This window comes from Exiguobacterium sp. SL-10 (assembly GCF_004337025.1).
In the GTDB taxonomy this organism is placed as follows: domain Bacteria; phylum Bacillota; class Bacilli; order Exiguobacteriales; family Exiguobacteriaceae; genus Exiguobacterium.
The window spans coordinates 89075-102634 of the sequence record NZ_SJUP01000003.1; the positions used below are offsets into that span (position 1 = coordinate 89075).

A 13560-nucleotide genomic window follows, 5' to 3' on the forward strand; every position below is an offset into this window, starting at 1 on the left:
TTTTCCTCAAAATTTGGGTATAGACTAATGACACGTGAGCAGGTTGCACTTGTCGTTTTCTCTGTCGCTCTTGAGTTGTCTCAACAAGGAGGAATGCGGTGTGAAATTATCAGGTAAAACGGCGCTCGTCACCGGGGCCGGGTCAGGGATGGGTCGGGCCATCGCCAAACTGTTTGCCGAGGAAGGGGCGCGCGTCGTCGCCGTCGACATGAACGGGGACTCGGTCGAAGCGGTCGCCTCAGAGATTAAAGCGAGCGGTGGGGAAGCCGTCGGTGTCTCGGGGAACGTCACGAAGCAGGAAGATATCGACAAGATGGTCGAGACGGCGACGAGCACGTTCGGTTCGCTCGACATCTTGGTCAACAATGCCGGCATCATGGACAACTTTTTGACCGTCGGCGAAGTGACCGACGAGGTGTGGGACCGCGTCATCGCCGTCAACTTGACCGGACCGATGAAATTGGCCCGGGCCGCCATCAACATCATGGACAAGCAAGAGTCGGGTGGCGTCATCGTCAATAACGCCTCGGTCGGTGGTCTGTTCGGGACACGCGGCGGTGCCTCATACGTCGCCTCGAAGCACGCACTGATCGGCCTGACGAAAAACATCGCCGCCACGTACGGTACGTTCAACAAGATTCGGGCCAACGCCATCGCACCGGGTGGGGTCAATACGAATATCGGTGCCACCATCACCGCGCCGAGCGAACTCGGGATGCGCGCCATCCAAGGGGCAGGGGAGGCCCCGATCGGTGAACCGGAGCAGATCGCCAAGGTCGCATTGTTCCTCGCCTCCGATGATTCGAGTTTCGTCAATGGCGACGTATTGAAAGCGGACGGTGGTTGGACCGCCCGTTGACGAAAAAAGCCGACACACGCATGTCGGCTTTTGTTATGTCTTCTGCTTGCGAAACGCGAGCGGTGTTTGATGATGCACTTTCTTAAACGTCTGGACGAAATGGCTCACGCTCGTAAAGCCAAACCGGTTTGCCACTTCAGCGACCGGACTGTCCGTCTCACACAATAGACGGGCGGCCCGTTGCATCCGGACGTCTTGGACATAGGCGAGCGGCGATGTGTCTCCCCATTTTGAAAAGTAACGGCAACATTCCGCCCGGCTCAGCCCACCGGCAGCGGCGATGTCTTCAAGCGACAGTTTCATCGTGTCGTGGTCGTGTATGTAGGTAATCATGCGTTGCATGCGTTCGTGCCCATGTCGTCTCGTCACGGGTTGCCGTTGAATCCAATAGCGCCAGACGACGGCAAGCTGCAAGGTCGCATCGAGTAACGCGAAAGCCGAGTCTTTCTTTAAACTTCTGATTACTTTATGAAGCGTCTCGAGAATGGCCTTGTCACCCGGTTCAGCCGGATGCAGCACGTGATGGCCAATCGTCTCGATAAACGGTGTGACGTATTGCTCCGCGAGCGGCGGTGCCACCAAGTCGAACGGGTCGACATGAAGCATCGTCATTTGAAACGAGTCATCGTTCCGCTCGACTTTTATGATTTGTCCGCGGTCGAGTAATAGTGCCATCCCGGTACGAAGCCTTGAACGGGTACCGTTAATTTGAACCTCGACTTCTCCTTGTGTCACCAGCCAAATTTGAAACTGTACAGTCATCGTGAACCCGATCTCCAACGTTCGTGCGGTCCACGACTGGACATCAATCACATTTTCTTCGACATTCATCCCAACACCTCAACAATCGAACATTTATTTCGGTTTCGCACCGGCTGAAGACTTCATTTTCTCGCCATCAAGCGTCAATCCAGACATTTTGAATTCATCTCCGCTGGACGGTGTGAACGAGTTTCTTCTATATATTGGCGTCAGAAGATGAACCAGCCCGTGATCCCGGCATGCACCAAGATGGCAATCGGGACCCCGATTCGAAACATCGGCTTCAATGTCTTATGACGGAAGAGGCGCATCGCAACATAGGCGCCGAATGCTCCACCGATCCAGACGAGAATGAGGAGCGTTCGTTCTGAAATACGCCATTCCCCTGATTTGGCACGACGTTTATCGAGGAAAAATGACATAAACGCTAGTAAATTAGTCACAATGTAATATAGCAGTAATAGTTCCAAAGACTATTCACCCCTTTCTTCTCCGTTCAGTATACCTTTAAACGGCTCAACAAAGCCATTTGTATCCGTTTTGTAAGAAATTCACTCTTGACTTTACGCTAATAAAGTTCTGTAACTGAACTGATATCACTCTCATATCAGCCTGTAACGGCAGTGAAATATACAGGTGTTACAGTAAGGGAGCGTTAGAAAAGGGAGGAATATTCTTATGAAAAAACCACTATTGACACTAACGGCACTCGCTGGCCTTAGTTTAGGAGTCGCTGCTCCAGCTTCGGCAGCATCAACACACACAGTTCAGTCTGGAGATACACTTTACCGTATCGCCGTGAACAACGGTGTATCAGTTAATGACATTAAACAAGCGAACGGCTTAAATTCTAATATGATTTACCCGAATCAAGTATTGAAGCTCGCAAAGTCTGAAGCAAAAGCAAGCTCTTCTTCTTCAGCAAGCACGTATACAGTTAAAGCAGGCGACACGTTGTATCGCATCGCGACAAACAACGGCGTATCTGTCAACCAATTGATGACATGGAACGGTCTTAAATCAGATCTCATTTTCCCTGGTCAACAATTCTCTGTAAAAGGTGCCAAAGCAGCATCGGTTGCGAACAGCGCACCAGCCGCTAAACCAAAAGCATCAACATCTGCACCAGTGACGAAACAGTCTACGTCGACAACGCAAACCCAAGCTCCGGCTTCAGGTAAGACGATGACTGTGGAAGCCACGGCTTACACGCCATATTGTGCAGGATGCTCAGGAATCACGGCAACAGGAATCGACGTCCGCTCGAACCCGAACCAAAAAGTCATCGCGGTTGACCCTTCAGTCATCCCACTCGGCTCTAAAGTATGGGTTGAAGGCTACGGCGAAGCAATCGCTGGAGACACTGGTGGCGCCATCAAAGGGAACAAAATTGACCTCTTGATGCCGACACAAGAGCAAGCGCTCAACTTCGGTCGTAAATCAATCACAATCAAAGTCTTAAACTAATCGATTTACCCCAAAAACACCGCAGGCGCGGTGTTTTTTTGTGTATTCAGCTCCAAGGATTCTTGACTTTGTTCAGTCCGAGACGTTTTGCGAACGGTTTGATGGTCAACCCATGGATTGTCACGGATAAAAAAACGAGACCGAGTGTCATCGGCAACATTTTCTCAGCATCTGTCACACCGAGCTCTGTGATTTCAGCCGCAAAGAAGCCGGTCACCGTCATCGCCACGATACCGCGAGGAGCGATCCAACCGATGAACAATCGCTCGTTCCTCACTAATGGCGTCCCAATCGTCGCCGAAAGAATCGAGAGTGGCCGGACGAGGAACAAGATGCCGGCAATCGAGAGCAAAATCGGTGCTTGCAAGACAGCAAGTAAATCGGTCCGGCTCAAACTGGCCGTTAAAATGATAAATACCGACGAAATCAAAAGGATGGACACGTTCTCTTTGAATTCACGGAGATGTGTGAGAATCTCTGGACGTGCGAATTTCGAATTTGCCATCGTCAGCCCCATTGCCGTCACGGCGAGCAGACCGACCTCATGCATGACCCATTCGCTCATCGAGAAGACGAGCAACACGCCACTCAATGTCAGTGTCGTTTGCAAATACTCAGGGACTCTTCCTTTCGCGAAAGAACGCATCAAGACGACGCCGAACACAATCCCCAATAAAATCCCGACCAAGCATGAGCCGAGAAAAGGAAGATGGGTCGTCAAGCTGTCATTTTGATAGAACGCGAACCCGAATTGGACGACGAATAGGCCAAGGAGCGCCCCGATCGGATCGACAATGATGCCTTCCCATTTCAATACGTTCGCCACATGCGGCACCAAATTGGCTTGTCGCAAGAGTGGGATGACGACCGTCGGCCCGGTCACGACGAATAAAGCGCCAAGTGTCATGGCCGGGAGCCAATGGATGTCCCCGACGGTGATCAGCAAAACCGAGGTGACGATAAACGAGAGCAGGACACCGACCGTCACGAGCCGGGCAATCACTTTTCGATATTCGCGAATTTCACGAAATTCCAGACCAAGACTTCCTTCGAATAAAATGAGGGCGACGGCAAATGAAATCAATGGGCTGTACAAATCGCCAAGCATCGTCACCGGGTCAATCCATCCGAAGATTGGTCCGACGAGCACTCCGGCCACGGTCATAATAATGATAGCGGGTAGGTCGAACCGCCAAGCGAATAGTTGCGCCAAGGCACCGATTGCTACAATCAAGCTAAAGCCGATCATCATCGTCTCCATCGTCTTGTCCTCATTTCTGATTGTGATTTAACGACATGTCTGTTGTTTTTTACCCGGAAACGGAAATATTTAAAATTTGACACATATCTCACCATTACTATTCTGACGAGAACGGGTATGTAAGGGAGTAAAAGGGAGGGAAATGTGATGATCCCGACAGAAATCATTCTAAGCGTTCTTGGTATTGTATTGATTATCCTGAATGTCACGTTCGCCGTCACCATCATCTTCTTCGAGCGGCGTGATATCGGTTCGACGTGGGCCTGGTTGCTTGTCCTGTTTTTCATCCCACTGCTCGGTTTCTTCATCTATATCTTCTTCGGACGGTTAATCAAATCGAATAACTTCTACCAAATCGATGAAGAGCAGCGGCATGAATACGCGGAGCATGTGCAAAATCAGCTGACCGAGCTCGATGCGCATGAAGGTTTATTCGCCCGCGACCCGCTCTTATCCAAATATCGTCGACTCGCTCGTTTGAATTTGTCATCCACGAACGCGCTCATGACGTACCAAAATGCGATTCACGTCATCCATGACGGAGAGCAAAAGTTCGAGGCGCTGTTCCACGATATTGATACAGCGACACGTGAAATCAATATCCAGTACTATATCATTCAAAATGACTCGCTCGGACAAGCGCTCATCGAGGCGCTCACGCGACGGGCCAAAGATGGTGTCAAAGTACGTCTGCTCTATGATGCGGTAGGATCACGAGGATTGCGGCGTTCCCATTTCAAACAGCTTCTCGCGCACGGCGGCGAGGTGAAGTCGTTTTTCCCGTCACGCCTCGGCATCAACTTCCGCGTCAACAACCGCAATCACCGCAAGTTATGTATCATCGACGGAGACATCGGCTATATCGGCGGATTCAATGTCGGAAATGAGTATCTCGGAACGAACCGTCAGTTCGGCTATTGGCGCGATGTGCATCTGCGGATGAGAGGGGAGGCGGTCCGAGAACTGCTTGAACGTTTCCTCCTCGATTGGAACCGTGCCGTACCGACGAAGCATCGGGCTGAGAAAGAGGAATTCATTTGGCCGTCCGTTCTCATTGAGACAGCCCAATCACCGGTGCAAATCGTCACCTCGGGCCCGAACTCATCGACCGAGCACTTGAAAAACATGCTCGTCAAGATGATTACCGAGGCGAAAGAGACGATTTACATCCAGACCCCTTATTTCATCCCTGACGCCAGCTTCCTCGACGCCTGCCGCAATGCGCTCATGTCCGGGACGAAGATTCGCCTGATGATTCCGAACAAGCCGGATCACATGTTTGTCTACTGGGCGACGTATACGAATGCGGCCGAGCTCGTCCGCTACGGGGCCGAGGTGTATACGTATGAAGGCGGGTTCTTGCACGCGAAGACGCTCGTCATCGATGGCGAAGTCGCCTCGATCGGCACGACGAACATCGACGCCCGGAGTTTTCGTCTCAATTTCGAGATCTCGGCACTCGTCTATGACGAGGTGGTGGCGCAGTCCGTCATCGATGCGTTCGAACGCGACATGGCTAGCGCCAATCGATTGACGATTGAGCGTTATGAGACACGAACGAAATGGATCCGCTTCAAAGAGAGCGTGTCCCGTCTGCTCAGCCCAATCCTCTAAAAAAGACCAGTAGGCCGTCCGGGTGACCCCGGCAAGCCTGACTGGTCTTATTTTTTGAGCGTCTGGGTGACCTGTCGCTCGAACGCCTCGACGATGGATACGGGGGCTTCTTTCTCTCCATATTCGGCCGCCTCGAGCCATGTGGCGAAGCGGCTCCCTTCGGTAAACCCAATGCGGTCGAACCATTCCAAGACGGTCTCCTCACGTTGGCGAGGATGAGCTTGTTCAAGCCGTCTCCCAGCATCGAGCAGCCGGACGTGGCGTGGGGCCCGTGTGAAGCGTCGAATGGCATCCGTCGCTTCGTATCGTGGTTTCGACACATTCACATCCTCATGAATCTCTTTTCGACGTTGCACATAGATGAACAAGGCGATCATTCCGACGAGCAAAGCGAGAAAAGCCAGAATCAAGAACAGTGACTGGTTCGTCGCCGATTCGAGTAACGTTTCGTTTGAAATCGTCTCGGCATCGATGTTGGGATTGTCCGGGACGAGAATCCGGTTGACACGATCGGTCGGATCTAGATCGACTCCGTCGAACCACCCACCGATCCATATCAGGATGGGCTGGATCCAGGCGACGAGATTGCCGAACAGCAGCTCTTTGATGGTCCGGATGATCACAGCCAAGCCAAGACCGACAGCAAGGGCGACGACAAGCGTTGACAGCATCCGTTTATAGTCACGGCGATAATACAGGCTTCGTTGCCAAAACAAGAACAAGAACGGGAAGACGATCATCGCGAGCGGCTGTGACGCCGGCGGGAACAACCAATCGACAATGAGGAAGAGCACACTGGCAATCGCGTAACGGTCCGTCCAGTCGAACGTCCGGATAAAGGCATGGACATAGGTGAACAACAATAGCGTGACACTCATCTCATAGGAGAACAAGAGCGCGGCGACGCTCAGTGCCGTCTGAACGACGAGTTGCCAGTTGCGCGGCAAGCGGAACGTCAACAGAAAGACGAGCGGAAACACGTGACCGACATAGAAAGCGGCGAATACCCACCAAAGCAGTCTCATCTGCTGTCACCTCCGAGCCGTAAAATCGATTGGCTGCCGCCGTATTTGGCGACCTTTCGTTCGAACAATGAGCGGGCGAGCGGGAAATCCCGTTCCGACAGACACGCGAGTGTCGTCATGACCTTGCGGAAATGCGTCTCACCGCTACCTGGGGCGAGGTCATAGGTAATGCCTTCCTTTGTCAGTGTCGGGACAATCAGCCCATAGCTGGCGTTCTCTTTCTCGAAATCGCGGCATAGCGCCGCGGCTTGAGAGATCAACCGTTCCATCTGATGGGTCAGGGCGCGCCCATCTTTCGTCAGCAAGTCGAGCACGACGACATATTCGTTCGCTTGAACGGGTTGCTCGGTGCGGGCGAGCAGTTCACCTGTCTTCGCGTAGGCCGACCAATACAGTTGCCGCATCGGCTGCCCGTGATACGGCGCCACCGACTGGAACGTCTCCGGGTCACGATAGGCGCTATGACGGACCATCTCCTCGCCCGGCAATGTCGGCGGACGCTTCGGAATCGGATAAGGCAAGAATTCAGGGAAGACATACCCGATGCGGTCGAGCGGATCTTCCTTATAGAGCGAGAACATGCGGAGCGGGTCACGAATCTCCATCCCGATCGACTCCATCCTGATCGGGCCACGCTTGATCGCCTTGAGCGGCAATGTGTAGGACACGGCGACCTCACGACCGATATAGTTCTCTTGGCGCCAGAACGCGTGCGCCTCTGCTTCGACGGTCGGATGCAGATAGCCGGACAAGCGGACGACACCAAGGGGCACAGGTGCCGTCGAAATCAGTTTGAGCGTATACGTCTCTTCATCATTCGGGAACAGCTTCAGCTCGTCGGTCACTTCGACATGGACGTATTCAGCGAGCCGGAACAACAGCTCCGGCATGATGAGCGCATATAGGCTGAAGCCGATAATCACACTCGCGAGGAAGACGTTCCCGTAGAGGGCGGTGAATACCCCGACGACGAACAAGAGCCACATATATCCGGACTCGAGGTAGCGAGGGCTGACGAGTTGCATGTCACACCTCTGACGGGACCGGGATGGTCTCCAAAACGGACTTAATCAATTTAGACGGCTTCGTCTTAAGCGACGCCTCGACCGTCAAGACGATTCGGTGGCCGAGAATCGGTAAGGCGAGCGCGCGGATGTCTTCCGGTGACACGTAATCCCGTCCGTCCATATAGGCATGCGCCCGAGCCGCCATCGTGTAGGCGAGCGTCGCTCGTGGGCTCGGTCCGACCTCGATATCCCGGTGATGACGGAGCGCCTCGACGAAGTCGAGAAGATAATCCTCCATCGCCTCGTGGAACAAGACGTCCCGGACGGCTTGCTGCATCTCGGCAAGTTCGGTCTGTTGCAACGTGAACGGGGCCGCACTCAAGTGTTCGTTTCGCAGCAACCGGCGTTCCGACTCTCGAGACAGCGGGGCGAGTGACAGTTTGAATAAGAAACGGTCGAGTTGCGCCTGCGGCAACGGGAACGTCCCTTGCCCGTCGAACGGGTTTTGCGTCGCGATGACGAAGAATGGGTCCGGTAGACGAAGCGACACCTCACCGAGCGTCACTTGGCGCTCCTGCATCGCCTCTAAAAGCGCCGACTGTGTCCGTGGCGTCGTCCGGTTGATCTCATCGACGAGTAAGATCGACGTGAAAATCGGACCGGTCCGTCGCTCGAACGCACCCGTCGTCGGATTGAACAGCTCCATCCCTAAAATATCACTTGGCAGCGTGTCCGGTGTACATTGCACGCGCTGGAAAGCGGCTGATAAAGAGGAAGCAAGACTCCTGGCGAGCGTGGTCTTCCCGGTTCCTGGCCGATCCTCGAGCAAGACATGCCCCCCTGAAAGTAAGGCAATCGTCGACAGCTTGATCGCTTTTGACTGCCCAATCACTAAACTATTTAAATGTGTCGTCCATTGTTGCACCATAATGAAATTCCCCCGTCTATTTTCTGATAATTAAGAAAATCATAGCACACTCTCGGATTGAGATGGAACGCTAAAGAACGTCGCTTCAAATTATGTACGTCGCGTACGGTCAATCCGAAGAAGATGTTTTCGCCCTTTTCCGGCTTGGAAACTTAAAAACTAAGTAATAAAGGACAATCAGACTCGTGTATGGGTTTAAGGCACTGACCCATGCCGGCCCATCGAACAAAATGTACGTAAATGTGATGAGGAATGACGATAAGAATAATAGTTTTGAGAACATATAGGATGGCTCTCCTTTGAATCGCAAGATGGAATAGGTTGACTATACCATGTCAGCTTCTCGATAACCGCCCAACAAAAAACTGACCTGCCCGTATGAGGCAGATCAGTCATCGTTTCGGTGTATCTAAATAGCGTTCGAAATGCCGCTCGAGCCAGTCTTGGAAAAAGGACATAAACGTACAGATGCCCCAGTAGATGAGGGCGACGACCAAGTAGACGGTCATATAGTCGAACTCTCGGCCCCCGACGATTTTCGCCTTATTGAAGATCTCCGGGACGGTGATCATCGCGGCGAGCGAACTCGCTTTAATCAAATCGAGAAATACGTTCGAAAGCGGGGGGAGCGCGATTCGAGTCGCCTGTGGCAAGACGACCCCTTTAAGCGTCTGCCACTTCGTCATCCCGAGTGAGCGGGCCGCCTCGACTTGTCCCGGGTCGACGGCACGGATCGCCGCTCGGACGATTTCCGCGATATAGGCAGCCGAGTTCAGACTGAACCCGATGATCGCCGCCGTCAGCGCCGCGAACTCGATACCGATGAACGGGAACCCTGAATATAAGATGAACAAGATGATCAGAATCGGCACACCCCGCATGAACGAGATATAAAACGTCGACGGAAACCGAAGCCACCGTGACGGTGACAGTTTACCGAGGGCGAGCACGAGACCGAGCAACAAGCCGAAGAACATGCTGACGAATGAGATCCAAAGCGTGTTCGGCAAGCCACCTAACAAATAAGGGAATGAACGCACAGCCAGGTCGACGTCAAAGATTGCTTCCCATTTCACACCTTCGAACATGATTGTTTAGTCCAATTCGACGATTGTCGCGTCGACGTCCGGTTCTACCGAGACATCGGCTCCGTTATAGAACGTTTCCGACAATTCTTTTACCGTACCGTCTTCAAGCATCTCGGCAAGGGCGCGGTCGATATTCTCTTGGAGCTCTGCATTCTCTTTATCCATCAAGAACGCGACTTCCTGTGGGTTATAGGCGATATCCGGGTGGATCGTGATATCGAACTCAGGGAAGAAGGCGAGGGCGAGGGTCTGAAGATAGTAGTCGTTCAAGATGACGTCGGTACGTCCTGTCGAGACGTCACGAAGATACTGGTCGTTCGTCGCGTTGTCATAGATGACTTCCTCGGCCTCGTATTGACGTGCCACGTCCATGAAGACGGTCGTCGCTTCCCCAGCAGCTTTCTTGCCTTTCAAATCCTCAAGTGACTCGATTCCAGACAGGTCGCTCTTACGAACGATGGCCGTCCCGTACGTGTACTTGTATGGCGTCGAGAAAGCGAACTTCTCTTTCCGGTCCTCTGTGACCGAGATATCGTTCGCGGCGACGTCGACTTGTCCGTTTTGGACGCTCGTCAACATGTTGTCAAACGCCATCTCTTTGAATTGGACTTCAAGGTCGAGACGCTTCCCGATCTCTTTCATAAGCTCGACGTCAAACCCAGTCAATGTATCGCTATCTTCTTCCCGGAACGAAGCGGGGTAGAGCGTCCCTGCCGTACCGACCGTGAGCGTACCTTCTTCTTTGATTTCGTCCCAGCGCGAAGTTTCGGCCTGATCGGTGCTAGCATCACCACACGCCGCGAGCGGGACAGCCAATAATAAAGATGCTGCCAAACCTTTTGTCATACGTTTCATTCAAGTTCCTCCTTAAGTTATCATCTGTCTAAAAATAGCATGCTCCCCGTTCTGTGGCAACTCCCAAACACTTTAAAACAGTTAGTTAGTTGTATTTGAAACATAAATCCATAAAGCGCTATCACGGCATTGAATGAACGATTCAATCGAATGACACAGTTTATTAATTATGATGAAACAGATGAATCAATCTCGGATTCAACAACGCGGTTTAAGTTGGAATACCATCATGTTGATTAAGCCATTTCCACGCGTGTAACAATATTCATTCATGTATGATAAATGGTAGCGGATGATTTGTAACAGATCAAAATGAGGGAAGGAGGGTGAAGATGGAAAAATGGGAAAGATGGACCGTCAATTCTGAGATACCGGATAAGCTGTATCTGCAGGCTTTAATTGATGATAAAGACGGATTAACACTCGTATTTACTGATGCGTATGAGAATACATATACATTCTTGTTTGACGGACTTGTGTTGTCGTATCGAAATACAGACGAAGGAACGCTTATTAAAACGCTAGAACATTTATACAAACATGATGACCCTGATTTTTTTGGCGACTGGACACTCTTTCAAGTGACCGATTCCAGCTATTTAAAATGGCTAGCTGAAGAATCAACAAACATTTACGAAACGGTTTATAATATTCAGCATTACGTGTTCCTGACATCACATGATGTCATCGAAGTGTTGTCGACCGAGCCACCGACTCTGATCTCATGACCGTCACTGTATGGCTAGTCTGGCGAGACTATGTAGTTCTGGGATGGAGCGGTCATTACATATGAAGGGAGAAAGATGCAATGGAAGAAGCCAAAAACATCACGATTAAAGCGTTAGATGAGTATTCCATCAGCGTCGTGAATGAAGCGAACAATCCGTTTCCATTCATCGGGAAAATCATTCCGAGCTTTTCTGACTCGGTTTGGACGTATGAGGAACAGTTATATGAGAAAGCACATGAGACGAGCTTTCCGGACGACTTGCTGGACTGGTCGGAATACATCAACAGTGAGGACAAACAAGTATTCTTGGCGTTCGACGAGACGTCATGTATCGGACAGATCCGTGTGGTGAAAGACTGGAACCGTTTTGCGTATATCGAGAACATCTCGGTCCGTAATAGCTATCGACACAGCGGGATTGGTCATTTGCTGATGGATGTTACGGAAACGTGGGCAAAAGAACAATTGTTGCTTAGATTGTCGCTCGAAGCGCAGAACGATAACGTGATCGCGTGTCGATTTTATGCGAAAGAAAGGTTCGTGCTCGGCGGTGTGGACACGCTGAAGCAAATCGGCAATCCGAACATCGACATGACATTGTATTGGTACAAGATATTCTGATTTCAATTGAGAGGAGAGACGTCATATCTGACATCGATTTTCTCTTCATTTTCTTATAGTTAACATAACATATATTATCAGTAAAAATAAAACTCTGTCTCAATGCTTTAGTATACTTTAAGTAGTGAGACAGAATCTGAAATTTGAGAAAAGGGATTCAAGATCGCGTAAATCGAATCAATGTGACACCCGGTTCCGGTTCAAACTCAGCACTCGGTTCGAACCCAAGCTTCGTGTACAGCTTCTTGGCCGGCCCGTTATGTTTGCCGGTATGCACATAGACAAGCTTGTCCTCGTGCAGACTGAGCACGTGTTCGAGCAACGTCGTCGCAAGTCTCGCCCTGAAATATGTCGGATCGATGCACAGTTTCGTGACCTCGACCGTGTTCTCAGCCGCTTCAATCGTGATGAAGCCGATCAACCGCTCGTCGTTATATAAGCCATAGCTCGTACCGGGCAGATTTTGAATCACCTCGACCGTCTCATAACGCGCCGGAATCTCATCGAATCCGATCAGCTCGGCCTCGACCGCATAGGCGTTCCGTTGAATCTCGAGCATCTGCTCGGCCAGTTGATAATCTGTCGTCTGTATCTCGTGTAATTCCATCTGTCCGCACCCCCGGTTTATCCTAAAAATAGACGTGCTTGCTTGCGTTTGGCCCGTTTCAGCGCCAAATAGAGCCGGTGTGTCCCGACGACGGGCTGTCCGTGCCCGACGAACGTGTGGCGCGGTGCGAGGTCGATCAGCTTCTCCGCATGTTCGACCGCTGCCCGTTTATCCCATGTCGCGACTCCCGGGAGCGGGAACAATGGGCGGACGTCCCCTGCCACGGCGACTCCCCCACGTGTCTGAAACGCATCTCCGGCAAATAACATCCGCTCCTTCTCATCGAAATAGGCGACGGAGCCCGGCGTATGACCCGCTGCCGGATAGACGCGGAGGCCAAACAAGCGCTCACCCGGGTCGAGCAGTTTATCCGGCAAGGAGTGGATTTTCGGGAGGGATCCTTTCAGTTTGAGCGGTCGCTCATCCGGGTCGGTCGTTTTGTCCCCTTCGAGGAGACGGGCGTCTCGGCGCGAGACGTACAATTCGGCATGGGGATGAGCCTTCAAAATCGTATCAACACCGCCCACATGGTCGCCGTGCGCATGAGTCAGCAAAATGGCGAGCAGCGGACGTTCCTGCGCCTCGATATATGCCAAGATGGCTTCCGCATTACGCGCAAGACCGGTATCAATCAAAACAAGTCCGAGCTCTCGTTCAATCAACTGAACGTTAATCGGTAATACGGGCGCATAGAATGTCAGTTGATGGACGTGATCAATCCGTGTGACTTTCATAG

15 protein-coding genes are annotated in these 13560 nt (G+C 51.7%); 5 read left to right on the forward strand and 10 right to left on the reverse strand.

Features of this window, described 5'->3' with window-relative positions; genetic code table 11:
* Positions 1 to 100: 100 nt before the first annotated feature.
* Entirely contained in the window at positions 101 to 859 is a 759-nt protein-coding gene (locus EVJ33_RS05070; RefSeq protein ID WP_131435027.1) for a glucose 1-dehydrogenase, read from the forward strand.
* 33 nt (positions 860 to 892) lie between these two features.
* Here EVJ33_RS05070 and EVJ33_RS05075 read toward each other — a convergent pair whose 3' ends face one another.
* Positions 893 to 1690 carry a helix-turn-helix transcriptional regulator gene (locus tag EVJ33_RS05075; protein WP_131435029.1) on the reverse strand — a complete coding sequence of 266 codons (798 nt, stop codon included), beginning with the start codon at positions 1688 to 1690 and terminating at the stop codon, positions 893 to 895.
* Between the two features lie 140 nt (positions 1691 to 1830).
* On the reverse strand, positions 1831 to 2091 hold the full coding sequence (locus EVJ33_RS05080) for a DUF1294 domain-containing protein (protein ID WP_236634539.1): 261 nt from the start codon (positions 2089 to 2091) through the stop codon (positions 1831 to 1833).
* Between the two features lie 208 nt (positions 2092 to 2299).
* Between EVJ33_RS05080 and EVJ33_RS05085 the strand changes: the two genes are divergently transcribed.
* Positions 2300 to 3088 (forward strand): LysM peptidoglycan-binding and 3D domain-containing protein, encoded by a 789-nt coding sequence (locus tag EVJ33_RS05085; protein WP_131435031.1) that lies wholly within the window; start codon positions 2300 to 2302, stop codon positions 3086 to 3088.
* A 46-nt stretch (positions 3089 to 3134) separates the two neighbouring features.
* Here EVJ33_RS05085 and EVJ33_RS05090 read toward each other — a convergent pair whose 3' ends face one another.
* Positions 3135 to 4349, reverse strand: coding sequence for a cation:proton antiporter (locus EVJ33_RS05090; protein ID WP_131435033.1), 1215 nt, complete (start codon positions 4347 to 4349; stop codon positions 3135 to 3137).
* 147 nt (positions 4350 to 4496) lie between these two features.
* Between EVJ33_RS05090 and cls the strand changes: the two genes are divergently transcribed.
* The gene (gene cls / locus EVJ33_RS05095; protein WP_131435035.1) at positions 4497 to 5963 is read left to right on the forward strand and encodes a cardiolipin synthase; all 1467 of its coding nucleotides are present in this window, start codon (positions 4497 to 4499) and stop codon (positions 5961 to 5963) included.
* Between the two features lie 47 nt (positions 5964 to 6010).
* Here the strand turns inward: cls and EVJ33_RS05100 are convergent, their stop codons facing one another.
* The 5 genes from EVJ33_RS05100 to EVJ33_RS05120 form a co-directional block, all read right to left on the reverse strand.
* Positions 6011 to 6988 (reverse strand): hypothetical protein, encoded by a 978-nt coding sequence (locus tag EVJ33_RS05100; RefSeq protein ID WP_131435037.1) that lies wholly within the window; start codon positions 6986 to 6988, stop codon positions 6011 to 6013.
* A complete protein-coding gene (locus tag EVJ33_RS05105; protein ID WP_131435040.1) occupies positions 6985 to 8013 on the reverse strand; it encodes a DUF58 domain-containing protein in 1029 nt (342 codons plus the stop codon). The genes EVJ33_RS05100 and EVJ33_RS05105 overlap by 4 nt, the downstream gene beginning before the upstream one ends.
* A 1-nt stretch (position 8014) precedes the next feature.
* On the reverse strand, positions 8015 to 8923 hold the full coding sequence (locus EVJ33_RS05110) for an AAA family ATPase (RefSeq protein WP_131435041.1): 909 nt from the start codon (positions 8921 to 8923) through the stop codon (positions 8015 to 8017).
* A 392-nt stretch (positions 8924 to 9315) separates the two neighbouring features.
* Positions 9316 to 10011, reverse strand: a complete 696-nt coding sequence (locus EVJ33_RS05115) for an amino acid ABC transporter permease (protein WP_131435043.1) — start codon at positions 10009 to 10011, stop codon at positions 9316 to 9318.
* 6 nt (positions 10012 to 10017) lie between these two features.
* Positions 10018 to 10866 carry a transporter substrate-binding domain-containing protein gene (locus EVJ33_RS05120; RefSeq protein ID WP_131435045.1) on the reverse strand — a complete coding sequence of 283 codons (849 nt, stop codon included), beginning with the start codon at positions 10864 to 10866 and terminating at the stop codon, positions 10018 to 10020.
* Positions 10867 to 11198: 332 nt separating this feature from the next.
* Here EVJ33_RS05120 and EVJ33_RS05125 point away from each other — a divergent pair, with 332 nt between their 5' ends.
* Positions 11199 to 11594: a hypothetical protein gene (locus EVJ33_RS05125; protein WP_131435047.1), complete on the forward strand. Its 396-nt coding sequence runs from the start codon at positions 11199 to 11201 to the stop codon at positions 11592 to 11594.
* 80 nt (positions 11595 to 11674) lie between these two features.
* Positions 11675 to 12217 carry a GNAT family N-acetyltransferase gene (locus tag EVJ33_RS05130; protein WP_131435049.1) on the forward strand — a complete coding sequence of 181 codons (543 nt, stop codon included), beginning with the start codon at positions 11675 to 11677 and terminating at the stop codon, positions 12215 to 12217.
* A gap of 157 nt (positions 12218 to 12374) precedes the next feature.
* Here EVJ33_RS05130 and EVJ33_RS05135 read toward each other — a convergent pair whose 3' ends face one another.
* Together EVJ33_RS05135 and EVJ33_RS05140 are read right to left on the reverse strand one after the other, a co-directional pair.
* A complete protein-coding gene (locus EVJ33_RS05135; RefSeq protein WP_131435051.1) occupies positions 12375 to 12824 on the reverse strand; it encodes a GNAT family N-acetyltransferase in 450 nt (149 codons plus the stop codon).
* A 17-nt stretch (positions 12825 to 12841) separates the two neighbouring features.
* Positions 12842 to 13558, reverse strand: coding sequence for an MBL fold metallo-hydrolase (locus tag EVJ33_RS05140; protein ID WP_131435053.1), 717 nt, complete (start codon positions 13556 to 13558; stop codon positions 12842 to 12844).
* Between the last annotated feature and the right edge of the window lie 2 nt (positions 13559 to 13560).